This is a genomic window from Actinomadura pelletieri DSM 43383 (assembly GCF_003634705.1).
In the GTDB taxonomy this organism is placed as follows: domain Bacteria; phylum Actinomycetota; class Actinomycetes; order Streptosporangiales; family Streptosporangiaceae; genus Spirillospora; species Spirillospora pelletieri.
The window spans coordinates 164,152-186,116 of the sequence record NZ_RBWU01000005.1 but is presented as its reverse complement, the minus strand read 5'-3'; the positions used below and the strand labels follow the sequence as shown (position 1 = coordinate 186,116).

Annotated in this window: 21 protein-coding genes; 15 read left to right on the top strand and 6 right to left on the bottom strand. The window is 70.8% G+C overall.

Annotated features, from left to right (window positions below):
• Positions 1-29: 29 nt before the first annotated feature.
• From BZB76_RS22675 to nudC, 3 genes are all read left to right on the top strand, one after another.
• Positions 30-638 (top strand): HD domain-containing protein, encoded by a 609-nt coding sequence (locus tag BZB76_RS22675; protein ID WP_121436432.1) that lies wholly within the window; start codon positions 30-32, stop codon positions 636-638.
• Between the two features lie 171 nt (positions 639-809).
• Entirely contained in the window at positions 810-2,195 is a 1,386-nt protein-coding gene (locus BZB76_RS22670) for a dipeptidase (protein ID WP_246007125.1), read from the top strand.
• Positions 2,196-2,236: 41 nt separating this feature from the next.
• Positions 2,237-3,157 (top strand): NAD(+) diphosphatase, encoded by a 921-nt coding sequence (gene nudC / locus BZB76_RS22665; protein WP_121436430.1) that lies wholly within the window; start codon positions 2,237-2,239, stop codon positions 3,155-3,157.
• A gap of 158 nt (positions 3,158-3,315) precedes the next feature.
• Here the strand turns inward: nudC and BZB76_RS22660 are convergent, their stop codons facing one another.
• A complete protein-coding gene (locus BZB76_RS22660; protein WP_121436429.1) occupies positions 3,316-3,606 on the bottom strand; it encodes a mycoredoxin in 291 nt (96 codons plus the stop codon).
• A 143-nt stretch (positions 3,607-3,749) separates the two neighbouring features.
• Here BZB76_RS22660 and BZB76_RS22655 point away from each other — a divergent pair, with 143 nt between their 5' ends.
• From BZB76_RS22655 to BZB76_RS22630, 6 genes are all read left to right on the top strand, one after another.
• A complete protein-coding gene (locus BZB76_RS22655; protein ID WP_121436428.1) occupies positions 3,750-5,846 on the top strand; it encodes an ATP-dependent DNA helicase UvrD2 in 2,097 nt (698 codons plus the stop codon).
• Positions 5,847-5,872: 26 nt separating this feature from the next.
• Positions 5,873-6,736 carry an acyl-CoA thioesterase II gene (gene tesB, locus BZB76_RS22650; protein ID WP_121436868.1) on the top strand — a complete coding sequence of 288 codons (864 nt, stop codon included), beginning with the start codon at positions 5,873-5,875 and terminating at the stop codon, positions 6,734-6,736.
• A 235-nt stretch (positions 6,737-6,971) separates the two neighbouring features.
• Entirely contained in the window at positions 6,972-8,762 is a 1,791-nt protein-coding gene (locus BZB76_RS22645) for an alpha/beta hydrolase (RefSeq protein WP_121436427.1), read from the top strand.
• Positions 8,763-9,035: 273 nt separating this feature from the next.
• Positions 9,036-9,347 carry a hypothetical protein gene (locus BZB76_RS22640; RefSeq protein ID WP_121436426.1) on the top strand — a complete coding sequence of 104 codons (312 nt, stop codon included), beginning with the start codon at positions 9,036-9,038 and terminating at the stop codon, positions 9,345-9,347.
• A 121-nt stretch (positions 9,348-9,468) separates the two neighbouring features.
• Positions 9,469-9,747: a WhiB family transcriptional regulator gene (locus BZB76_RS22635; protein WP_117400278.1), complete on the top strand. Its 279-nt coding sequence runs from the start codon at positions 9,469-9,471 to the stop codon at positions 9,745-9,747.
• Positions 9,747-9,995 carry a hypothetical protein gene (locus BZB76_RS22630; RefSeq protein ID WP_121436425.1) on the top strand — a complete coding sequence of 83 codons (249 nt, stop codon included), beginning with the start codon at positions 9,747-9,749 and terminating at the stop codon, positions 9,993-9,995. Before BZB76_RS22635 ends, BZB76_RS22630 begins: the two co-directional genes overlap by 1 nt.
• A 213-nt stretch (positions 9,996-10,208) precedes the next feature.
• Here BZB76_RS22630 and BZB76_RS22625 read toward each other — a convergent pair whose 3' ends face one another.
• Entirely contained in the window at positions 10,209-11,540 is a 1,332-nt protein-coding gene (locus BZB76_RS22625; RefSeq protein WP_246007124.1) for an ABC1 kinase family protein, read from the bottom strand.
• 347 nt (positions 11,541-11,887) lie between these two features.
• On the opposite strand from BZB76_RS22625, the gene BZB76_RS22620 reads away from it, so the two are divergent.
• Positions 11,888-12,469 (top strand): M48 metallopeptidase family protein, encoded by a 582-nt coding sequence (locus BZB76_RS22620; protein WP_246007123.1) that lies wholly within the window; start codon positions 11,888-11,890, stop codon positions 12,467-12,469.
• Entirely contained in the window at positions 12,466-13,128 is a 663-nt protein-coding gene (locus tag BZB76_RS22615; protein ID WP_246007122.1) for a hypothetical protein, read from the top strand. Before BZB76_RS22620 ends, BZB76_RS22615 begins: the two co-directional genes overlap by 4 nt.
• Here BZB76_RS22615 and BZB76_RS22610 read toward each other — a convergent pair.
• Genes BZB76_RS22610 through BZB76_RS22600 form a run of 3 tightly spaced genes read right to left on the bottom strand, consistent with a single transcriptional unit; the run spans position 13,118 to position 15,275 of the window.
• The gene (locus tag BZB76_RS22610) at positions 13,118-13,678 is read right to left on the bottom strand and encodes an NUDIX hydrolase (protein WP_246007121.1); all 561 of its coding nucleotides are present in this window, start codon (positions 13,676-13,678) and stop codon (positions 13,118-13,120) included. The two genes, BZB76_RS22615 and BZB76_RS22610, sit on opposite strands and share 11 nt — an antisense overlap.
• Positions 13,675-13,869, bottom strand: coding sequence for a hypothetical protein (locus tag BZB76_RS22605; protein ID WP_121436422.1), 195 nt, complete (start codon positions 13,867-13,869; stop codon positions 13,675-13,677). Before BZB76_RS22605 ends, BZB76_RS22610 begins: the two co-directional genes overlap by 4 nt.
• Positions 13,866-15,275: a zinc-dependent metalloprotease gene (locus BZB76_RS22600; RefSeq protein ID WP_121436421.1), complete on the bottom strand. Its 1,410-nt coding sequence runs from the start codon at positions 15,273-15,275 to the stop codon at positions 13,866-13,868. The genes BZB76_RS22605 and BZB76_RS22600 overlap by 4 nt, the downstream gene beginning before the upstream one ends.
• 89 nt (positions 15,276-15,364) lie before the next feature.
• Here BZB76_RS22600 and BZB76_RS22595 point away from each other — a divergent pair, with 89 nt between their 5' ends.
• Entirely contained in the window at positions 15,365-16,447 is a 1,083-nt protein-coding gene (locus BZB76_RS22595) for an NAD-dependent epimerase/dehydratase family protein (RefSeq protein WP_121436420.1), read from the top strand.
• A gap of 398 nt (positions 16,448-16,845) precedes the next feature.
• Here the strand turns inward: BZB76_RS22595 and BZB76_RS22585 are convergent, their stop codons facing one another.
• Positions 16,846-19,767 (bottom strand): UPF0182 family membrane protein, encoded by a 2,922-nt coding sequence (locus tag BZB76_RS22585; RefSeq protein WP_121436419.1) that lies wholly within the window; start codon positions 19,765-19,767, stop codon positions 16,846-16,848.
• 123 nt (positions 19,768-19,890) lie between these two features.
• Here BZB76_RS22585 and BZB76_RS22580 point away from each other — a divergent pair, with 123 nt between their 5' ends.
• The 3 genes from BZB76_RS22580 to BZB76_RS22570 are packed head-to-tail and all read left to right on the top strand — an operon-like array spanning position 19,891 to position 21,957.
• Positions 19,891-20,415, top strand: coding sequence for a PPA1309 family protein (locus tag BZB76_RS22580; RefSeq protein ID WP_121436418.1), 525 nt, complete (start codon positions 19,891-19,893; stop codon positions 20,413-20,415).
• Positions 20,416-20,424: 9 nt separating this feature from the next.
• Positions 20,425-20,880: a molybdenum cofactor biosynthesis protein MoaE gene (locus BZB76_RS22575; RefSeq protein ID WP_246007120.1), complete on the top strand. Its 456-nt coding sequence runs from the start codon at positions 20,425-20,427 to the stop codon at positions 20,878-20,880.
• Between the two features lie 27 nt (positions 20,881-20,907).
• On the top strand, positions 20,908-21,957 hold the full coding sequence (locus BZB76_RS22570) for a YlbL family protein (protein WP_121436417.1): 1,050 nt from the start codon (positions 20,908-20,910) through the stop codon (positions 21,955-21,957).
• Positions 21,958-21,965 lie beyond the last annotated feature (8 nt).

Below are 21,965 nucleotides of genomic sequence, written 5' to 3'. Positions count from 1 at the left end.
GTCGTTCGGTCGTCCGTCAGGATGTGGCCATGGATCTTGTCGACCGGTGGGTCGCGCTTGCGGGACCGCACACCCGGCATATCGGAACGGAACTGGACAAGCGATATGGCGAGCCTCATCGGCGCCACCACACCCGGGACCACCTGACCGAGGTGCTCGACGTCGTCGACGAGCTGGCCGGATACGCCGCCGCGCCCGACGTCGTCCGGCTCGCCGCGTGGTTCCACGACGCCGTCTACGACCCGGAACGCGCCGACAACGAGGAGCGCAGCGCCCGCCTCGCCGCCCGGATGCTCGCCGACACCGACCTCCCGGCGGCCGACGTCGAGCAGGTCGTCCGCCTCGTGGAGCTGACCGCGACGCACGCCCCGGCGGACGACGACCGCGACGGCCAGGTCCTGTGCGACGCCGACCTAGCGATCCTCGGCGCGGAACCCGACCGGTACGCCGCCTACGCCGCCGCCGTCCGCGAGGAGTACGCGTTCGTCCCCGACGAGCTGTTCCGCGCCGGACGGTCCGAGGTCCTCAACGGGCTGCTCGCGCTGCCGAAGCTCTTCCACACGGCCACGGCACACGAACGCTACGAACGACGCGCCCGGAACAACATCCGCACGGAGCTGACGCTGCTGAGCGCCTGAGGATCGACGGCACCGACGGACGCCGCCGAGGGGACGAGCGCGAGGCATGGGCTCCGGCGACGGGATCCCTTACTGTAATTCTCTCGTCTCCCGGCCGGAAGAACACGGAAGAAACACGGAGCAACACGGAAGAACTCCGCCTGACGGCACGACATGCGAAGGGGCATGCAGGTGAACGACGTAGTCGCGTACATCCAGGCCGGGCGGGACCGGTTCGTCGCCGACCTCAAGGAGTGGCTGACGATCCCGTCGATCTCCGGGGACCCCGGTCGTGCCGCGGATGTGCGTCGCTCCGCGGACTGGCTCGCCGACCACCTGCGCGCACAGGGCTTCCCGACCGTCGAGATCTGGGAGACCCCCGGGCACCCCGCCGTCTACGCCGAATGGCCCGCCGACGACCCGGACGCCCCCACGGTCGTCGTGTACGGCCACCACGACGTCCAGCCCGTCGAGCCGCTGGACGAGTGGGACACCGACCCCTTCGACCCCGTCGAGGAGAGCGATCGGCTCATCGGGCGCGGCACGTCCGACGACAAAGGCCAGATCCTCTTCCACACGCTCGGGCTCCGCGCGGGCCTCGCCGCGTCCGGCCGGCAGGCGCCGCCCGTCACGGTCAAGGTCCTCGTCGAGGGCGAGGAGGAGGCGGGCTCGGCGCACTTCGCCGAGCTGCTCCGGGCACGCCGCGAACGGCTCGCCTGCGACGCCGTCGTCATCAGCGACACGACGATGTGGAGCGCGGACGTCCCGTCGATGTGCACGGGGATGCGCGGGCTCACCGAGGCCGAGGTCACGCTGCGCGGACCGTCGCGCGACCTGCACTCCGGCTCGTTCGGCGGCGCCGTGCCGAACCCGCTGCACGCCATGGCGGACCTGCTCGCCGCGCTGCACGACGCCGACGGCCGCGTCACCGTCCCCGGCTTCTACAACGACGTCATCCCGTTGACGGACGAGGAACGGGAGCTGTTCGCGCGTCTCCCGTTCGACGAGGACGAGTGGCTGCGCACCGCCGGCGACAGCCGCGCCGCCCACGGAGAGCGTGGCCACACCACCCTCGAACGGATCTGGGCGCGGCCGACCGCCGAGGTCAACGGCATGTGGGGCGGGCACACCGGGCCCGGCGGCAAGACGATCGTCCCGGCCGAGGCGCACGCCAAGATCTCGTTCCGGCTGGTCGCCGCCCAGGACCCCAGCAAGATCCAGATGGCGTTCGAGTCGTGGGTCGCCGAGCACGTCCCGGCGGGTGTCGAGGCCGAGGTGCGCGTTCCGGGCGGCGGTGTCCGGCCGTGCTTCTCGCCGATCGACTCTCCCGGGGTCAAGGCCGCGCGGCGCGCGATGGAACGGGCGTTCGGCACCGAGGTGCTGTTCACCCGCGAAGGCGGCAGCGGCCCCGAAGCGGACCTCGCCGACATCCTGGAGGCGCCGCTGATCTTCGTCGCGGTCGGGTTGGACGACGACCGCATCCACGCGCCGAACGAGCACGTCGAGATACCGCGCCTCCTCAAGGGCGCCGAGGCCGCCGCGTACCTGTGGGAAGAGCTCGCGACCGCGTTGCGCTGACGACCCACGTGGAGTACGTGGAAAGCGTGGAGACTGGGCGGATGACGCACCACGCTCCGCTGGGGTGGCTCGCGCTCGCGCGGGGAACGCTCGACCGGGTCGCGCTGAACCGCCGCGACGACACCTGGCTGGACGACGCCTGGACGGCCTCCGGAACCCGGGTCGTCGTGGTCGACGACGGCCGGGCGCTCGTGACGGACGGGCCCGAACCCGCGCTCGTCCTCGTCCCGCCGGACCAGGCGCCGGACGGCGACCGCTGGCTCCTCGGCGAAGACGAAGACGGAACCGTCTACTTCGGGACGTCCGGCCCGCTGCCCACCATCGAGGGCGCCCGCCCGGTCGGCCTGCGCCGCGTCGGCGCGCTCCTCGGCGACCGCGACTCCGGTCTGCTCACGCACGCCGTCGCGCTGGAGAACTGGCACCGGACCCACCTGCACTGCACCCGCTGCGGCGCCGCGACGCGGGTGGCCTCCGCCGGGCACGTGCGCGTGTGCCCCGAGGACGGCTCCCAGCACTTCCCGCGCGTCGACCCCGCCGTCATCATGCTGGTGACCGACGAGGCCGACCGGATCCTGCTCGCCCGCGGCCCGCAGTGGCCCGCCGACCGCCGGTCGATCCTCGCCGGTTTCGTCGAACCAGGCGAATCCCTCGAACAGGCCGTCGCGCGCGAGGTGCACGAGGAGGTCGGGCTGTCCGTCCGCGACATCCGCTACCTCGGCAGCCAGCCGTGGCCGCTACCGCAGAGCCTCATGCTCGGCTTCACCGCGAGGGCGGACGGCGACGTCCCGCTCCGTCCCGACCCGGAGGAGATCTCGGACGCCGCCTGGTACACCCGCGCCGAACTCCGCACCGCCATCGACACCGGCGAACTCGTCGCGCCCGGCCCGCTGTCCATCGCCGCGCAACTCATCATGCGCTGGTACGGCGGTCCGTTGCCTGACATGCCCGCTGTGTTTGCCTAGTCCCGGCCCACTTCGCTCGCCTTGCGGCTCGCTACGTGACCGTCCCTGGGGCGAACGCGGCATCGCTTCGCGATCCGCCCGGTTCCGCTCGCCTTCGGCGTCGCCGCACCGGGCGGGTAACGCGTTCGCGCGCGGGGCTTGGGCCACTTCGAAAGGGCCTAGTCTGCGGCGGCGATTTCCGCGAGGCGGCGCTTGACCTCCTTGGCGCTCGGGTTGGTCGCGGCCGTGCCGTCGGGGAAGACCAGCGTGGGCACGGTGGCGTTCCCGCCGTTGACGCTCATGACGAACTCGGCGGCGGCGGGGTCGCGTTCGATGTCGACCTCCACCATCTCGATGCCGTCACGGGCGAGCTGGCTCTTGAGCCGCCGGCAGAACCCACACCAGGACGTCGTGTACATGGTGAGCTGGCCGGCCTGGTCCTTCGCCCGGTCGGTCGTCGGCGTCGCCATCGCTGTGTCGTCTCCCTCGTTCGTGTCACACGTCGGCCTACCGGAGAACAGTGTCGCGGGCCCGCGCATTCCGCGCCGTTCCGCCCCCTTCACGGGGCTGAGGTATGGCTGATACGGATGGGGCGGCCTGCGAGTATGGGGGGATGATGGCTGAGTCGGTGTTGGAGGGACTCGACCCCGAACAGCGGGCGGTGGCCGAGGCGGTGCAGGGTCCGGTGTGCGTGCTCGCGGGCGCCGGGACCGGCAAGACCAGGGCCATCACGCACCGGATCGCCTACGCCACCCTGACCGGCGTCGTGACGCCGCAGCGGGTGCTGGCCGTGACGTTCACCACGCGCGCGGCGGGGGAGCTGCGCAGCCGGTTGCGGCAGCTCGGCGCGCCCGGCGTCCAGGCCCGGACGTTCCACGCGGCGGCGCTGCGCCAGCTCACCTACTTCTGGCCGCGGGTCGTCGGCGGCGACCCGCCCAAGATCATTGAGAAGAAGGCGGGGCTGGTCGCCGACGCGGCCCGCGCGTGCCGGCTGTCGCTCGGCCGGACGGAACTGCGCGATGTCGCGAGCGAGATCGAATGGGCGAAGGTCACCCAGAACCGTCCCGAGGACTACCCGGCGGCCGTCGCCAAGGCCGGTCGGCGACCGCCCGCCGAGGTCGTCGACGTCGCCCGCGTCTACGCCATGTACGAGCAGCTCAGACGCGAACGCAACCTGCTCGACTTCGAGGGGATGCTGGAGCTGACCGCGGCCGTCCTCACCGAGCACCGGGAGGTCGCCAACCAGGTCCGCGAGCAGTACCGGCACTTCGTCGTGGACGAGTTCCAGGACGTCAACCCGCTCCAGAAGCTGCTTCTCGACACCTGGCTCGGCGACCGCGACGACCTGTGCGTCGTCGGCGACCCGAACCAGACGATCTACTCGTTCACCGGCGCGAGCCCGTCGCACCTGCTCGACTTCACCCGCGAGCACCCGGACGCGAAGGTCGTCAAGCTCGTCCGGGACTACCGGTCGACGCCGCAGGTCGTCCGGCTCGCCAACGCGGTGATCGGGCAGGGGAGACGCGCGGCGCCGGACGCCCCCGGTGGCCGTCCGGCTGATCACGGGCTGGAGCTGGTGGCCCAGCGGGACTCCGGGCCCGAGCCGGTGTTCAACGAGTACGACGACGAGATCGCCGAGGCCGACGACGCGGCGCGGCGCGCCCGCAAGCTCATCGACGAGGGCGTCCCCGCGCGGGAGATCGCGATCCTCTACCGGATCAACGCGCAGTCGGAGACGTACGAGTCGGCGCTGGCGGCGGCGGGCGTCCCGTACGTCCTGCGCGGCGCGGAACGGTTCTTCGAGCGGCCCGAGGTCAAACAGGCCGTCTTCATGCTGCGCGCCGCCACCCGGGTCGGCGCGGACGCCGAGACCGACGGCATGGGATTGATCCAGACCGTCCGGCACGTCCTGTCCGGGGCCGGGTTCTCCGACCGGCCGCCCGAGGGCGCGGGCGCGGTGCGCGCCCGCTGGGAGTCGCTGGCCGCGCTGGCGCAGCTCGCGGAGGACATCGCCGCCGACGACCCGCAGGCGGGCCTGCCCGACTTCGTCGCCGACCTGGAGGAACGCGCCGCCGCCCAGCACGCGCCACCGCTGGAGGGCGTCACCCTGGCGTCCCTGCACGCCGCCAAGGGCCTGGAGTGGGACGCGGTGTTCCTCGTCGGGGTCGTCGAGGGCACCCTGCCGATCGTCTACGCCGAGACCCCGGCCCAGATCGAGGAGGAGCGGCGGCTGCTGTACGTCGGGATCACCCGGGCGCGCGTGCACCTGTCGCTGTCGTGGGCGCTGTCACGGGCGCCGGGCGGGGCGCGGCACCGCCGCCCGTCCCGCTTCCTGAACGGCCTGACGAGCAAGGCCGCGACCCTCGCGCCACCCCGCGCCGACCGCACGAAACGCCGCGCGACGAAGGGGCCGCAACCGTGCCGGGTGTGCGGCCGGCCGCTGACCGCAGCCGTCGAACGCAAACTCGGCCGCTGTGAGGACTGCCCCTCCGAACTGAACGAGGAACTCCTTCTCGCGTTGAAGGAGTGGCGCGCCCGGATCTCCGCCGAGCAGAAGATCCCCGCCTACGTCGTCTTCACCGACGCGACACTCCAGGCGATCGCCGAGCACGGCCCCGGGTCGCGGGAGGAACTGGCGCGGATCCCCGGCGTCGGCAAGGTCAAACTCGACCGCTACGGCGACGAGGTGCTGACCCTGTGCGGCTGCTGAGCACGCGCTGGGGGAGACTGACGGGCGTGAGGGAATCGCTGAAGGCGCTGCTGGACCTGCTGGACCTCGAACAGATCGAGAACGACATCTTCCGCGGACGCACGTCCGACGAGCGCCGGCAGCGCGTCTTCGGCGGGCAGGTCGCCGGTCAGGCCCTCGTCGCCGCCGGTCGGACCGTTCCAGTGAACCGGCCCGTGCACTCGCTGCACGCCTACTTCATCCGTCCGGGCGACCCGCTCGTCCCGATCGTCTACACCGTCGACCGGGTCCGGGACGGACGGTCCTTCACCACGCGGCGGGTCACCGCCGTCCAGCACGGCAAGGCGATCTTCACGCTGTCGGCGTCGTTCCAGATCGTGGAGGACGGGCCCACCCACCAGGCGGAGATGCCGGACGCGCCCCCACCCGAGACGCTGCCGGACGGCCTGACCCGCATGACCCCGTACTTCGGCGAGGTCGGGGCGCGCGAGTTCGTCACCCGGCGGCCGTTCGACATCCGGCACGCGACACCGCTGTCCCTGGAGGCCGCGAAGGACCCGTCGCTGGTGACGCCCGTGTCGAAGGTGTGGCTGCGCGTGGACGGCGAACTCCCCGACGACCCGCTGCTCCACGTGTGCCTGATGACGTACGCGTCCGACATGACGCTGCTCGACACCGTCCTGCTCAACCACGGGCTGTTCTGGGGCGACAAGCGGACGATGGGCGCCAGCCTCGACCACGCGATGTGGTTCCACCGGCCGTTCCGCGCCGACGAATGGCTTCTCTACCACCAGGACACTCCCTTCGCCGGCGGTGCCCGCGGTCTCGCCCGCGGGCAGGTCTTCACCCGTTCCGGGGAACTGGTCGTGTCCGTGATGCAGGAAGGTCTGATCCGGGTCGCCGGCTCCTGACCGGAACAGGACAGGACGGTTCTACGGCGCCGATGGCCGCGGCGACGGGCCGGGCGAGGTCGGTGCCTGCTGTTTCAGAGGATGACGTCGCGCGTCAATCCTCCTGTGGGCTGATTCGCCCGACTTCACGAGCCGCCGGTCGGTGGATCACGCGGCAATGGGTGTACCCCCAAGATCATGTAATCCAATCCGCGTATTTGCGTGGACATGTCCACTGATCCCACCGGGGAACCGTATGCACCTGAGAACCAGAATTCTCGCGGTCGCCGTGGCCGGGGCGGCGCTCGTACCGGCCGCCGCCGCCACCGCCCTCGCCGAACCCGGCGCCCCCGCCCCCGCCGCCGCGGGCGACAGGACGAGCGCGGCCGAGAAGAAGCGCGTCGACGGCGTGCCCACCCCGAAACTCGGCTGGTACGAGTGCTTCGGCTCCGCGGAGTGCGCGACCGTCCGGCTGCCCTTGGACTATGACTCACCGAAGGGCGCGACCACCGAGATCGCCGTCGCGCGGCTGAAGGCCCGCGACCCCGAGAAGCGGATCGGCAGCCTGTTCCTCAACCCCGGCGGACCCGGCGGTTCCGGCACCCTCATGGCCATCGACGCGCCGCTGTTCCTCGGCGAGGACATACTCGACCGCTTCGACATCGTCGGCTTCGACCCGCGCGGTATCAACTTCAGTGACCAGGTCAAGTGTTTCAAGAGCGACAGGGACCAGAAGCTCGCGCTGGCCGGGATGAACGTGGCGTTCCCCATGGGCGAGAAGGAGGAAGCGGCCTACATCAAGTCCGCGAAGGCGCTCGGCAAGGGGTGCGCCACCACCGGCAGGAAGCTGGCGGGCGCGATGTCCACCGCCCAGGTCGCGCGGGACATGGACGTCCTGCGACGCGCGGTCGGCGACAAGAAGCTGACCTACCTGGGCTTCAGCTACGGGTCGGCGCTCGGCCAGTACTACGCCAACATGTTCCCCGACCGGCTGCGTGCCCTGGCCGTGGACGCCATCCTCAACCCGGTCTCCTGGGCGGGCACCAAGAAGACCGCGAACCAGCTCATCGACGACCGGTTGAAGTCCGGCGACGGAGCCTACCGGGCACTACGGGAGATGCTCGTCCGGTGCGGGAAGGCGGGCGAGGTGAAATGCACGTTCGCGGCGTACGGCGACCCCGTCAAGAACTTCGAGGTCCTCGCCGCGCGGCTGAAGGCCGAGCCCCTCGACCTCGGTCCCTGGAAGGTCACCTACGCCGACCTCATCGGCGGTGCGCTGTCCGGCCTCTACGACGTGGACGGCTACACGTTCATCGACATGCAGCTCACCGAGCTGTGGGAGGCGTCCTCGCCCACCTCGACAAAGGCGCGGGCGGACAAGGCGCGCAAGGCCATCGCCGCCCGCATCGCCAAGCGGCGCGCCGAGGCGGCGCGGCTCGACGCCGCCAAGGGCTTCCCCTACGACAACTCCTTCGAGGCGACGAGTTCCGTCATCTGCACCGACGCCCTGCACCCGAAGAAGGCCGGGGACTGGCCCGCGCTGACCGCCGCGTCCGACAAGCGCGCGCCGCACTTCGGTCGGGCGTGGGGCTGGTCGTCCGTCCAGTGCGCCGGTGACGCCTGGAAAGTCCGCGACAAGGACGCCTACACCGGCCCGTTCAACCGGCGGACGAACGCGCCCGTCCTGTTCGTCGGGAACTACTACGACCCGGCCACGAACTACGACGACGCGGTGTCGTCCAGCAAACTGCTGCCCGGCAGCCGCCTGCTGTCCAGCGACAGCTGGGGCCACACCGCCTACGGCACCTCCGCGTGCGTGACGAACGCCGTCGACGCCTACCTGCTCCGCGGCGAACTCCCGCCCGTGGGCAAGGTCTGCGTCGGCGACATCCAGCCGTTCGAGAACGACCCCGTGTCGGCGCTCGACGCCCCGGCGCCCGCGAACCCCGGGGCGACGACGACGCGGGTGCCCGCCGCCGACAGGCCCACGCACCTGCCGCCGGTCGCCACGCGCGTGCCGCCGTCCACCCTGCTCGGCACGAGGTGACCTGAGCGGACGTAGATGGACGTGACGCCGGACGGGTCGGGTCAGCGGGGGACCGGCCCGGCCCGTCCGGCTCACCGCCCGTCCGGCCCGGCGCGTATTCCGCGAAGGAAAGAGTGAAGTCACCCACAAAGTCGCAGGTCAAAAATATCTTGCTTGATTCGCCAAGATCCCCGTAGTCTCGAACGCGAGCAATCAACCGGCGCGCGCCGGTGCGGATCGATCTTCGATCCGCCGGTGCGGCCCCGAGGAGCCAGAAAGGTGGTGTGCAGTCCGGTGAGCAACACGTTGATCAAATCCGCGTCCTGGACCGCCGCCGCATGCTCTGGCACCTCGATGTTCGGCACCCCGCTGTACGGCGCCTCCGTCGCCGAAGCGACGAACCCCGGAGCGCGACTGCGCGGACTGCGCGGGCTGACCATGTGCGGCACCGATCTGCGCATAGAGCAGCGAATCCAGGACCAAGGGCGGAGTGTCTTCGAACACCTTCTCGAAGGCATGACCGTCCAGGCTCCGGCCACGGCCCACGTGGGCGTCACCGTCACGGGTGACGTGTCGGGTCCGTACCCCTGGAGGCAACCGGTTTAGAAACAGACCGGCAAGCCCCCCAGGCCGCGGATCCCGAACCGGATCCGCGGCCTTCTTATTTGCCCGGACAACCCACCGACACGCCCGTTGAGATCCAACGAGAGGAACAAGGGTGACTGTGATGCAGGGGGCTCTCGCGATCAGCGAGGAGGACCTCACTCTTCCGTGCCGGACTGACCCGGAGCTGTTCTTCGCCGAGGCTCCCGCCGATGTCGAGCTCGCCAAGGCCCTGTGCCTGGAGTGCCCGCTTCGCAAGGAGTGCCTCGCCGGGGCGCTCGAGCGCAAGGAGCCCTGGGGCGTCTGGGGCGGCGAACTGTTCGTCCGCGGTGTGATCGTTCCGCGCAAGCGGCCGCGTGGCCGCCCGCGCAAGCACCCGCGGCCCGACGAAGTGACCGTGTGATGCCGACGGCGCCCACGGTCGCCGGCCCCGGAGACACGCTCCCCGCACGGGGGGCGCGTCTCCGGGACACCGGAGCGGACCCGGTCGAGGCCCGGGACGTGCCCGCCGACCTGGCCGTGCGCCTGCACGCCCTGCGGCGGGCGCGCCGCGACGCCCGGACGAGGGCGTCGCGCGTGCGGCGCGTCCTGCTCGCGCCGACCGTTCCCGACGGCACGTACACGCAACGGACACCGAGAGATCGGCACTGAGAGATCGGCACCGAGAGATCGACACCGATGAATGATCGAACCGCCCGCGCAGGTCGCAGGCCGTCGCCCGTTCTTTCTTGGATGGTTTGACGGGCGGCGCGCCTCCCGGCGGGCATGTGGAGCGCGTCCGGACTCCCACGACCTGGACGCGCGAATGAGCGGGCCCCGCGCATCTCATCAATGCGCGGGGCCCGCCGGGCTTTCTCGAAGGAATCAGGTGGCGACGAGTTCGCCGTCCTCGTCGTCGGCGAACCCGGGGACCCACTTCAGCGACTCGGCCCGCGCCGGGATCTCGCATTCGAGCTGGCACAGCACCCCGGTCCCGGCCGACAGGACCCGGTGGATGATGACGTACTGGGGCGGCAGGTTGAGCTGCCGGACCACGTTGGACGGGCGCAGGTCGGTGACGCGGGCGGCCATGTCGCGGAGCCACTCGCGGCTGAACCTGAACGTGTCGGTGACGAACGGCTCGGTGATCGGGGCGAGGAACGCCTGGAGGGAGTCGGCGTCGATCTCCACGCCCTCCCGGATGAAGTCCTCGCGGCGCAGCGCCTCCTCGATCTCGTCGATGTCGGCCATCGTGCCGATCCGCAGCAGCAGCCCGAGGCGCCGCTGGAAACCGCCGGGGATGCGGTCGACGGCGCCGAAGTCGAGGACGCCGAGCCGGCCGTCCTCCAGCAGCCGGAAGTTGCCGGGATGCGGGTCGCCGTGCAGCATCCCGGACCGCTTCGGCCCCGACAGCAGGAACCGGCAGTACAGCAGGGCCGCGTGGTCACGCGTCTCCTGGTCGCCCTCGCTGATGATCTTCGAGAGGAGCGTGCCGTCCATCCATTCGGTGATCAGGATGTCGCCGCTCTGCGCGATGACCTCGGGAATGTAGAAGTCGGGGTCGTCCGCGTAGGCGTTGCGGAAGATCGTCTGGGATTCGGCCTCGATCGTGTAGTCGAGCTCCTCGACCACCCGTTCCTTCAGCTCCGCGAGCATCGCCTTGACGTCCAGGCCGGGCATCAGCACCCCGAACAGTCGGCCGAGCCGCGCGAGCTGGTTGAAGTCGCTGATCAGCGCCTTGCCGGCGCCGGGATACTGCACCTTGACGGCGACCGCGCGGCCGTCGTGCCACACGGCGCGGTGCACCTGCCCGATGGACGCGGCCGCGGCCGGCTCGTCGTCGAACGACTCGAAGTAGTCGCGCCAGTCGTCACCGAGGAACTCCGCCAGCACCCGGTGGACGGTCGCGGCGGGCAGCGGGGGAGCGGCCTCCTGCAACCGTGTCAACGTGGCGCGGTACGGGCCGGCGATCTCCGGCGGCAGCGCCGCCTCGAAGATCGACAGCATCTGGCCGAGCTTCATCGCCCCGCCCTTGAGCTCGCCGAGCACCTTGAACAGCTGCTCGGCGGTCCGGGCCTGGATCTCCGCCGCGACGGTCTCGGCCGGGCGCCCCAACGTCCGCTTCCCCACGCCGAGCGCGGTGCGCCCCGCGAAACCGATGGGGAGGGACGCCAGCTTTGCTGACCGCGTCACCGCGCGGCGGGGAAGATCGCTCACGCTGACCATTGTCGATGATCGATTGTCGTTCACGCCACAACCACCAGGAAGTCTCGCCGGACCCGAGTGCCGTCGAACCCCACGACCTGCGACGTCGTGGTAAGTGTGCGCTTTTTCACGCCGTCCCCGGGGAGCATGGACGAGGCGGGAGCACAGAGTGCGCCGAATGCGCGACGGCCCGCGAGTACGGGGTCGCGGCGCCGCCGAACCGGCGTGGACGCCATGCCGGCAAGCACCTCCCGCGCATCGCCTCGATGGGTGGACACCCGTCCAAAACATAGGTTCTGACCTGCGGCAACGTCAAACACCCCCTGTGGTGAACGCAAAATTTCGAGTACGGTTCAGGCGTGCCCCCTAACGTTGAGGTCCGCCGCAGCGCAAGGCGCCGGCGCACCGTGTCCGCCTACCGCGATGGCGACAAGGTGGTGGTGATGGTTCCGTCCAGGCTGAGCAAAGCCGAAGAGGAACAGTGGATCGCGACCATCCTCGAGCGCCTCGCGGAGCGGGAGCGCCGCCGGCGGCCGAGCGACGCCGACCTCCAGTCGCGCGCCAGGGAACTGTCCCGCCGCTACCTCGCCGGCCGGGCCGACCCCGTGAGCGTCCGCTGGGTCGCCAACCAACGCACCCGATGGGGATCGTGCACCCCCGACGACGGCACGATCCGGCTGTCCACCCGCCTGCGCGGCATGCCGGGCTGGGTCGTCGACTACGTCCTCGTCCACGAGCTGGCCCATCTGCTGATCCCCGGGCACGGCGCCGACTTCTGGGAACTCGTCGGCAACTATCCGAAGGCCGACCGGGCCCGCGGCTACCTGGAGGGCGTCGCCGCCGCCGCGCACCTGCCGCTGGAGGCGGACGCGCCGGACGGCGAGATCGCCGGCGAGGCCGTCCACCACGGCGACGACTTCCCCCACGAGGTCGCCGGATGACCGACGCCCCGGTGCCACCATCCGGTGTCCCGGCGCGTTACGCCGCCGTCCTGTCGTTCCCCGCCCGGTCGGGCTCGCGGTCGAGCGTCCCGCCCGGCGTCGACCCCGACGAGTTCCGGCTCGCGCTGCTCGAAGACACCTACGAAGCCGTCGCCGGGCTCGAACTGGTGACCTGCGCGCTCGTCCTCGACCCGCCCGACCAGCCGGAAGCCGAGGCCGTCACCTGGCCCGGCACCCCCATCGTCAGAGAGCCGACCCTCGCGGGCGCGTTCGCGGCGCTGCACGCGCGCGGCGCCGACACCGCCGCACTGGTCGCGGCGGACGCCCCCGACCTGCCGCCGCTGCTCGTCGGCAAACTCTTCCGCGCCCTCGGCGCCGCCCCCGCCGCCGCCTGCGCCGCCCGCCCCGACGGGCTCGTCGCGCTCGCCGCCCGGCTCCCGCTCCCCGGCTGGCTCGCCACGGCCCTGCACGACGTCGACCTCGACACGCCGGACGCGCTGGCCCGGCTCCGCGCCGCCGCCCCGCGCCCCGGCCTCGTCCCGCAGGGGCCGGGCTGGCACCGCATCCGCACCGTCCACGACCTGCGGTTCCTCGACCCCGGCCTGGAGGGCTGGGAATGCACCCGCGCCCTCCTCGAAGGCCACCCGCTCAACTCCTGACGGCGTGCGCCACGAGGTCGCGGACGACGTCGTCCGTAGAACCGGGAAGATCGTCCACCGGGAACCAGTCGAGGGCGTCCGACTCGTCGCTCACCGTGTGCCGCGCGTCCACCGGGGCTATCGCGACATACTGGACGTCCAGATGCCAGGTTCCCTCCGGATGGCAGCGGACGGCGTGCCGGTCGAGCCGGACGGGCACCGGCCGCAGCCGCAGCCCCGCGATCCCGGACTCCTCCGTCGCCTCCCGCAGCGCCGCGCCCGCCAACGTGACGTCCCCCGGCTCGCAGTGCCCGCCGAGCTGGAACCACGCCTTGAACTTCGCGTGCAGGGTCAGCAGCACCCGGGACCTGGACGCGTCGAGCACCGCCGTGCTGGCGGTGATGTGCCCGGCCGCGCACTCCCGCCACATGCCGTCCGCCGGATGCTCCTCCAGATGCCGCAGGAAACCGAGCCGGACGTCCTCCTGACCGGCGTCGGGCGCCTCCCAGGCCGACAGGACGCGCACCGCGTCCGCGTACAGAGGCTCCCGGTACAGGGGCTCCCGCGTCACCGGCGACCCACGCGCGGGTAACGGGAGTTGTCCAGGGTGCGGCGCCGCCGTTCCTGATCGACCGGACGGTGCCAGCACAGGCTCGCCCGCGCGATACGCCGCCTGATCGCGTTCGTCGACGAGCACGACTCGTACCGGCAGCCGTTCACACGGACCACCGGCGGCAGGTGCGACTCACGGGACCGGCTCATGCTCGGGGCCCGTCCTGTCCGGAGTCGTCGCCCGGCCTCTCATCGTCACCGAGATCCCGGTCGTCGGGCTTCTCGTCGGCCCTCTCGTCGGGCTTTCCGGATTCCTCGGCCTTGGTGAGCTTGGACAGGTCCAGGTCGGACAGGCCCTCGATCTCGTCGCGACCATGGACGAACCCGTCGGGATCGTCGAGATCATCGGACGTCGGGAGCAGGTCGGGGTGATCCCAGATCGCGTCCCGGTCCTGCACGCCCCGCACCTGCGTGAGCGTCCGCCACAGCGCCGCCGCCTCCCGCAGCCGCCGCGGCCGCAGCTCCAGGCCGACCAGCGTCGCGAACGTCCGCTCCGCCGGGCCACCCGTCGCGCGGCGCCGCCGCACCGCCTCGGCCAGCTTCACCGAGTCGGGCAGCCGGCCCTCCGCCGCCTCGTTGACCACCGTGTCGACCCAGCCCTCGACCAGCGCGAGCGTCGTCTCCAACCGGGCCAGCGCCGCCTTCTGCCGCGGCGTCTCCTCCGGCTGGAGCTGGATCTCGCCGCCGAGCGCCTCCTGGATCGCCTCCGGATTCGACAGGTCCAGGCCCTGGACGGCCTGCTCGATGCCCGACAGGTCGACCGTGATGCCCCGCGCGTACTCCTCGACCGCGCCCAGCAGATGCGACCGCAGCCACGGCACATGCGCGAAGAGCCGCTGGTGCGCGGCCTCCCGCAAAGCCAGATACAGCCGGACCTCGTCGGCGGAGACCTCCAGCCCGGAGCCGAACGCCTCGACGCCCGCGGGCAGCAGCGCGCCGACGCCGTCCGGGGCGAGCGGCAGGCCCACATCGGCGGACCCGGTCACCTCGCGCGCCAGCGCGCCGAGCGCCTGCCCCGCCTGGCCGCCGACCATCGCGCCCGCCATCTGCTTGACCATCCCGATCAGCGGACCCGCCATCGCCTGCATGTCGGCGGGAATCTCCCCGCCGCCGAGGGCTCCGCCCATCGAGTCGACCATGCGGTCCGCGATCGGGTCGCACACCTTCGCCCACACCGGCAGCGTCTGCTCGATCCACTCGGACCGGCTCCACGCCCGCGGCGTGCGGATACCGGCGGGCAAAGTCGTCTTCTCGTCCAGCCACAGGTCGGCGAGGCGCAGCGCCTCCTCCACCTGGCGCCGCTCGGCGTCGACGATCGACGGGTCGCCCTGCTCCACCACCGTGTGCCGCGCGATGTTCTTGGCCAGATCCCAGTTCAGGGGACCGCCGCCGGCGGCGCCGCCGCCCAGGCCCTGGCCGCCGATCATGTCCGCGAAGCGGTGCAGCATGTCGGCGAACTGCGCCATGTCGCCGCCCATGCCCTTGAATGGATCCTGGGGCCGGTCGTCGTCGTCACCGTTGCCGGGACGGTTGAAACCGAACGGGTTGTCACTCATCGGTTTGCCCCTGGGATGCATGATGGGCTCATATCCGCAACGTTAGCCGGTCCCGGCAAGGTCGCGTACACAAGGAAGGGGGCGCCTCCGTGGCAACGGGCAAGGTTCGCCCTCGGCGTAGCAAGGGCCCGGTCGTCGCCGTCACCGGCGCCGCCACCGGCGCGGGACGGTTGCTCGCCGCCCGGCTCGCCGAACGGGAAGAGATCCGCAAGGTCGTCGCCATCGACGGGCACCGCGGTGATGTGCCCGCCGTCACGTGGCGTGTCGTCGACATCCGCGACCCGCTGCTGTCCAACCGGCTCTCGGACGTCGACGTGATCGTCAACCTGGACGTCGAGGACTCCCCGGACGTGGACCCCCGCGAGCGCCGCACCCACAACGTCCGCGGCGCGCAGACCGTGGTGACCGCCGCCGCTGCCGCCCGCGTCCGCCGCGTGGTCCTCGTCACGTCCGCGATGGTGTACGGGGCCGAACCCGGCAACGAGGTGCCGCTGGACGAGGACGCGCCGCTGCTCGCCGAGGCCAGCACCAGCATCGCCGGCGACTACCTGGAGATCGAGGAACTGGCCGCGACCGCGCCGATCACCCACCCGGGACTGGACGTCACCGTCGTCCGCCCCGCCGCGCTCACCGGGCCCGGCGTCGACACCGTCATCACCCGGCATTTCGAGGCGCCGCGGCTGCTGTCGGTCAAGGGCAGCACCCCCGGCTGGCAGTTCTGCCACATCGAGGACCTCGCGTCCGCGCTGGACGTCGTCGTCACCGAGAAGGTCGCCGGGCCCGTCGCCGTCGGCTGCGACGGCTGGCTCGGCCCCGACGAGGTCACCGAGATCACCGGGAAGCGGACCTTCGAACTGCCCGCCGCGCTCACCTTCGGCATGGCGCAGCGGCTGCACAGGCTCGGCATGACACCCGCGCCCGCCACCGACCTGCACTATGTCGCCTACCCCTGGGTCGTGGACTGCGCGCGGCTGCGCGCCGCCGGCTGGAAACCCCTCTACGACAACGCCACCGCGCTGCGCGCGCTGGTCGACGAGACCGCGGGACGGCACGCCGTCGTCGGCCGCCGTGTCGGCGGCAAGGAGGCCACCATGGCGACCGCCGCCGGTGCCACCGTCGCCGCGATCGGTGCCGCCGCCGCCATCCGCCGCGCCCGCAAACGCCGCCGCTGAACCCGGGCCGCGGGCCACGGCCTCAGGCAGACGCCTCGCCTTTTCGGCATCTGTCACGCACGCGAACGCTCTTCCCGAGGTGACGCCCGCCGAGGGTTCGCGGTCAAAGCCATCGGTCAGAGCCCGTGGTCAGGGGACGACCTTCAGCACGCCGGTGAGGGCGAGCTGCGCCAGCGACAGCGGTATCAGCCACGCCCAGGCGAGTTTCTACAACTGGTCCTTGCGCATCCGCGGATAGCTGACCCGCAACCAGAATACGCAGTCGCCCGCGCGGCGAGGCGACGCCGGAGGCGAGCCTCACCGCGCGGATCGCGAGGCGATGTCGCGTTCGCCCAGGCCCGGACACGGCGCGAGCCGGCAGGCGAGCGCCGTGGGCCGGAGCCGTGACGAATACAGCCTCAGCCCGTGGACGGTGTCGTGGTCGGGGTCGGAGAACCGGACGGCGACCCGCTCGGGCGCGGCGACGGAGACGGCGCCGCGGGCTTCGCCTGGCTCGCCGCCGACAGCGCCGCCTGCGCGTCCTTGATCCGCTGCCAGGCCTTGCCCATCTCCGGGTAGTTGCCGTCCTTGCGGGCGGTCTCGAAGTCCTGGATGGCCTTCTGCAGGTCACCGACCGCCTTCTGCGCCTCCGCGTTGAGCTGCCCGCCCGGCGCCGTCCCCGGTGGAGCGTCCGCCGGCGGTAGCGCGCCGGTGCCGCCGAGGATCTTCGCCAGCGCCTCCTTCAGCGTGTCCGCCGACGCGCTGCTGTTCCCGTACTGGACGAGGATCTTGCCGAGGATCGGATACGGCTGCTGTTCCTTACCGCCCGCGGCCTTCTTGTACATCGGCTCGACGTACAGCAGGCTCCCGCCGAACGGGATCGTCAGCAGGTTGCCCGCCACGGTCTTCGTACCGCCCTGTCTCAGCGCGAACAGATCGCCCTTCACCTGGTCGTCCGTCTCGAACGAGTTCTGTACCTGCCCCGGCCCGGCGGGTTGCGCGTCCCGCGGCATCTGCAGGATCTGGATCTGCCCGTAGTCGCGTCCCGGCGTCGACCCCACCGCCATGAACGCCGCCAACTGGGCGTTGCCGCGCGGGTTGAACACCGTCGTGAGCAGGAACGACTCGGAGTCCTGACCGGGCATCCGCATGCTCTGGTAGTACGGCGGCTGGCGCCTGTCCTTCGTGGACGGGTCCTCCGGCACCTCCCAGAAACCCTCACCGTTGTAGAACGCCGACGGGTCCGTCACGTGGTACTTGGTGAGGATCTTCCGCTGCACCTTGAACAGGTCCTGCGGGTACCGGAAATGCGCCTCCAGGTCCGGCGGGATCGACGACCTCGGCTGGACGGTCTTGTCGAAGACCTTCATCCACGTCTTCGTGATCGGGTCGTTCTCGTCCCACTGGTACAGGTGCACCGACCCGTTATAGGCGTCCACCGTCGCCTTCACCGAGTTGCGCATGTAATTGATGTGGTCGTCGGCCTGCCGCGCCACCGCCGACCGCGTGTCGGTGATGGTGTCACGGGTCGCCTCCGCCAGGCTCATCTCCTCCGAGTACGGGTAGGCGTTGGACGTGGTGTAGCCGTCCACGATCCACAGGATGCGCCCCTTGACCACCGCCGGGTACGGGTCGCCGTCCAGCGTCAGCCACGGCGCCGCCTTGCGCACCATCTCCCGCGGCGACCGGTCGTAGAGGATCTTCGCGTCCTTGTTGATCGCGCCGGACAGCAGCAGGTTCTTGTCCTGGAACTTCGACGCGAACAGCAACTTGTGGAAGAACGAGTCGATCGGGACGCCGCCGTCACCGTCGTAGTTGCTGCTCTGCTGCCCCGCCTTGCTGTTGTCCGGGTAGTTCAGCTCCTTCTGGCCGCGCCCGCCGACCACCGAGTACCGCGGCGACCGCTCCCCGAAGTAGATCTCCGGCTTCGCCACCTGGATCTTGTGCTGCGGGGAGACCGGCATGTTCTTGGTGATGAAGTCGGGCAGCTTGCCGTCGAAACGATCCCCGTACGCCGACACCAGCCCGTAGCCGTGGGTGTAGACCATGTGGTCCTTCACCCAGCTCCGCTGCCCCGAAGGCGCCCCGGACAGCTCCCGCAGCGCGACGATCGTGTCGACCATCCTGCCGTCCACCTGGTACCGGTCGACGTCGAGCGTGTCGGGGAACTTGTAGAACGGCCTGATGCGCTGAAGCTGCTCGAACGTCTCGCCCAGCACGGCCGGGTCGAGGACGCGCACACCACCCTGGACGAGCTTGTCCGCCTCCTGGCGCAGCTTCTCCTTGTCGGTCACCGGCTGCGACCCGTACTGGACGACGCTCGCCTTGTCGACGCCGTACGCCTTACGGGTGAACTCGATGTTGCGCTGGATGAACGTCTGCTCCTTGGCCAGCTCGTCCGGCTTCACCTGGAACTGCTGGATCAGCAGCGGATACACCCCGCCCAGCAGGATCGCCGACAGGACCAGCAGCGTCGCCCCCACGCCCGGCAGCATCATCCCGCGCCGCATCAGGTTGCTGAAGAACATCACCGAGCACAACAGCGCGATGATCATGAGGATCGTCTTCGCAGGCAGTAGCGCGTTGACATCGGTATAGGACGCGCCCGTCGTCACGCCCCGCTCCGAATGCACCAGACCGTACCGGTCGAACCAGTACGCGACCGCCTTCAACAGGATGAACAGCCCGAACAGCACCGACAGATGGGCGCGCGCGGGCGGGCTCGCCTTGTCACCCGGCCCCTGCAGCCGCAGCCCCCCGTACAGGTAGTGCACCACCACCGCGGCCAGAATCGACAGGATCAACGTCGCGAAGGCCACACCGAGGACGAGACGCAGGAACGGATACGTGAAGACGTAGAACGACACGTCCTTGTGGAACTGCGGATCCTCCACACCGAACGACGTCCGGTTCAGGAACGCCAACCAGACCGCCCACTGGCCCGCCACCGACGAACCCGTCAACACCCCGAGCAGCCCCAACAACGACCACGCGATCAGCCGCCGGCGCGGATCGATCACGGTTCGGTACCGCTCCAGGCCCTGTTGCTCCACCGACAACGGCCGGTACGCCGGACGCAGCCGATACGCCACCGCCACATTCGCGCCCACCACCAGCGACATCAGCAGCCCCGCCCCGAAGAACAGCACCACCTTCGCCTGAAGCTGCGTCGTGTACACCTTCTGGAAGCCGATGGAGTCGTACCACAGGACATTCGTGTACGTCGCCGTGAACACCATGAACGCGACAAGGAGGACGGCGAGCACCACCAGTGTCGGCAACACCAGCCGTGTCCGTCCGGTACCGAGCCGGCGCCCGAAGCCGGGAGTCCGGAAGGTCAACTGACCCCTCCGATCGAGAATCTCGCCACCGGCCGCCCGCCGGTGCTGCGCTGAATAAGCAACTTACCGACTGACACGGGGGTTCCCGCATGTCCCCAGGGCGAAAGGGGGAAAGATGGGCCCGTGAACCATCTGGAAGAAGTCGTCCTCGACCTCGAACGTCATTCGGCCCAGAAGGGCTGGGACGCCCCGCCGAGCCTGTACGCCCTCGTCCGCAGCGGCGTCCTCCGCCGCGCCGAACCGGGCATCGCCGACCAGCTTCCCCCCGACGCCGACGCCCTCGTCCCCGTCGAACAGGACACCCTCCCCGAACCGAACGACCTCGAACGATCCCTCGCCGGAATCGTCTGGCCCGACACCGTCGACGGCTGCGCCCTCGTCCTCGAACGCGTCATCCTCCCCGCCGACGTCGAAGCCGAGATCCCCGACGACGCCGCCGAAGCCGAAGCGTTCGTCGGCGCCCACCCCGCCCGCGAAGACGTCCGCATGGTCATCGGCGTCCTCCGCGACGGCGCCCGCCTCTCCGCCATCCGCATGCGCAGCCACGACAGCGAAGACGCCGTCCTCACCGGCACCGAACTCGTCCGCAACCTCCCCGAAGCCCTCGCCGCCACCCTCGAACCGGACGAACCGGCCACGGACGGGTAGCCTGCCGACGTGACCACAGACAGCGCCGCCACCACCTCCACCGACGAGGTGATCAAGCTGGTCGACGTCCGCGACACGCCCCTGTCCGTCGACGAAGCGCTCGCCGCCGTCGCCGCGCCCGGCGTCGGCGGCACCGCCGTCTTCATCGGAACGGTCCGCGACAACGACCACGCCCGCGCCGTCCACGCCCTCTCCTACAGTGCGCACCCCACCGCCCACCAGCGGCTCCGCGCCGTCATGGAGAAAGTCGCCGTCGACCACCCCGTCCTCGGCCTCGCCGCCGTCCACCGCGTCGGAGACCTCCGCGTCGGCGACACCGCCGTCATCGTCGCCGCCGCCGGAGCCCACCGCGACGAAGCCTTCACCGCCTGCCGCCGCCTCATCGACGACCTCAAGGCGCACGTACCACTCTGGAAACACCAGACCTTCACCGACGGCGGCGACGAATGGGTCGGCGCCTGCTGACCCCCCGCACCGAATAGAGTTCCGACCATGTCCCGTCGTGCCGCCACGCTCACCGCAGCGAGCCTGATCGTCCTCGTGCTCGCCGTCATCGGCTCCGTCATGCGCGTCCCGTACGTCGCGCTCACCCCCGGACCGACGAGCAACACCCTCGGCACCAACGACAAAGGCCAACCCCTCATCAAGATCGAAGGCCGCCAGACCTACCCCGACACCGGCCACCTCAACTTCACCACCGTCACCTACCGCGGCGGACCCGGCGGCCGCATCGACCTCCTCACCGCCCTCCGCGGCTGGCTCGCCGACGACACCGCCATCGTCCCCGAAGAAACCATCTTCCCCCAGGACGAAACGCCGAAGCAGGTCGACGAAGAGAACACCCGCCAGATGGAAGACTCCCAACAGAACGCCGAAGCCGCCGCCCTCCACGAACTCGGCATCCCCGTCACCACCCGCGTCATCGTCGAAGGCGTCCAGAAAGGCCGCCCCGCCGACGGCATCCTCAAACCCGACGACGAGATCACCGCTGTGGACGGCACCAAGGTCACCAACGTCGCCCAGGTCACCGGCACCATGGCCAAACACAAGATCGGCGACACCGTCACCGTCGCCTACACCCGCGCCGGCAAACCCCACACCGCCACCCTCAAAACCGTCGCCACCCCCGGCGGAGACCGCGCCGCCGTCGGCATCGTCATCGCCGACCAGTACAAATTCCCCTTCAAAATCGACATCAGCGTCGGCGACATCGGCGGCCCCTCCGCCGGCCTCATGTTCTCCCTCGCCATCATCGACAAACTCACCCCCGGCCCCCTCACCAAAGGCCGCTTCATCGCCGGCACCGGCACCATCACCCCCAACGGCGAAGTCGGCCCCATCGGCGGCATCCAACAAAAAATGATCGCCGCCCGCCGCGCCGGCGCCACCGTCTTCCTCACCCCCAAGGACAACTGCGCCGACGCCGCCGCCGCCCGCCCCGACGGCCTCCGCCTCATCCGCGCCGACACCCTCCACAGCACCGTCCAAGCCATCAACGCCCTCAACACCGGCAAAGGCCCCATCCCCAGCTGCACCCGATAACCCGTCCC

Coding starts and splice junctions, on each gene's coding strand:
- BZB76_RS22615 (WP_246007122.1), top strand. CDS start 12,466: ATGACCGACGCCCCGGTGCCACCATCCGGTGTCCCGGCGCGTTACGCC.
- BZB76_RS22635 (WP_117400278.1), top strand. CDS start 9,469: ATGCAGGGGGCTCTCGCGATCAGCGAGGAGGACCTCACTCTTCCGTGC.
- nudC (WP_121436430.1), top strand. CDS start 2,237: ATGACGCACCACGCTCCGCTGGGGTGGCTCGCGCTCGCGCGGGGAACG.
- BZB76_RS22660 (WP_121436429.1), bottom strand. CDS start 3,606: ATGGCGACGCCGACGACCGACCGGGCGAAGGACCAGGCCGGCCAGCTC.
- BZB76_RS22605 (WP_121436422.1), bottom strand. CDS start 13,869: ATGAGCCGGTCCCGTGAGTCGCACCTGCCGCCGGTGGTCCGTGTGAAC.
- BZB76_RS22630 (WP_121436425.1), top strand. CDS start 9,747: ATGCCGACGGCGCCCACGGTCGCCGGCCCCGGAGACACGCTCCCCGCA.
- BZB76_RS22570 (WP_121436417.1), top strand. CDS start 20,908: ATGTCCCGTCGTGCCGCCACGCTCACCGCAGCGAGCCTGATCGTCCTC.
- BZB76_RS22655 (WP_121436428.1), top strand. CDS start 3,750: ATGATGGCTGAGTCGGTGTTGGAGGGACTCGACCCCGAACAGCGGGCG.
- BZB76_RS22600 (WP_121436421.1), bottom strand. CDS start 15,275: ATGAGTGACAACCCGTTCGGTTTCAACCGTCCCGGCAACGGTGACGAC.
- BZB76_RS22675 (WP_121436432.1), top strand. CDS start 30: ATGGATCTTGTCGACCGGTGGGTCGCGCTTGCGGGACCGCACACCCGG.
- BZB76_RS22645 (WP_121436427.1), top strand. CDS start 6,972: ATGCACCTGAGAACCAGAATTCTCGCGGTCGCCGTGGCCGGGGCGGCG.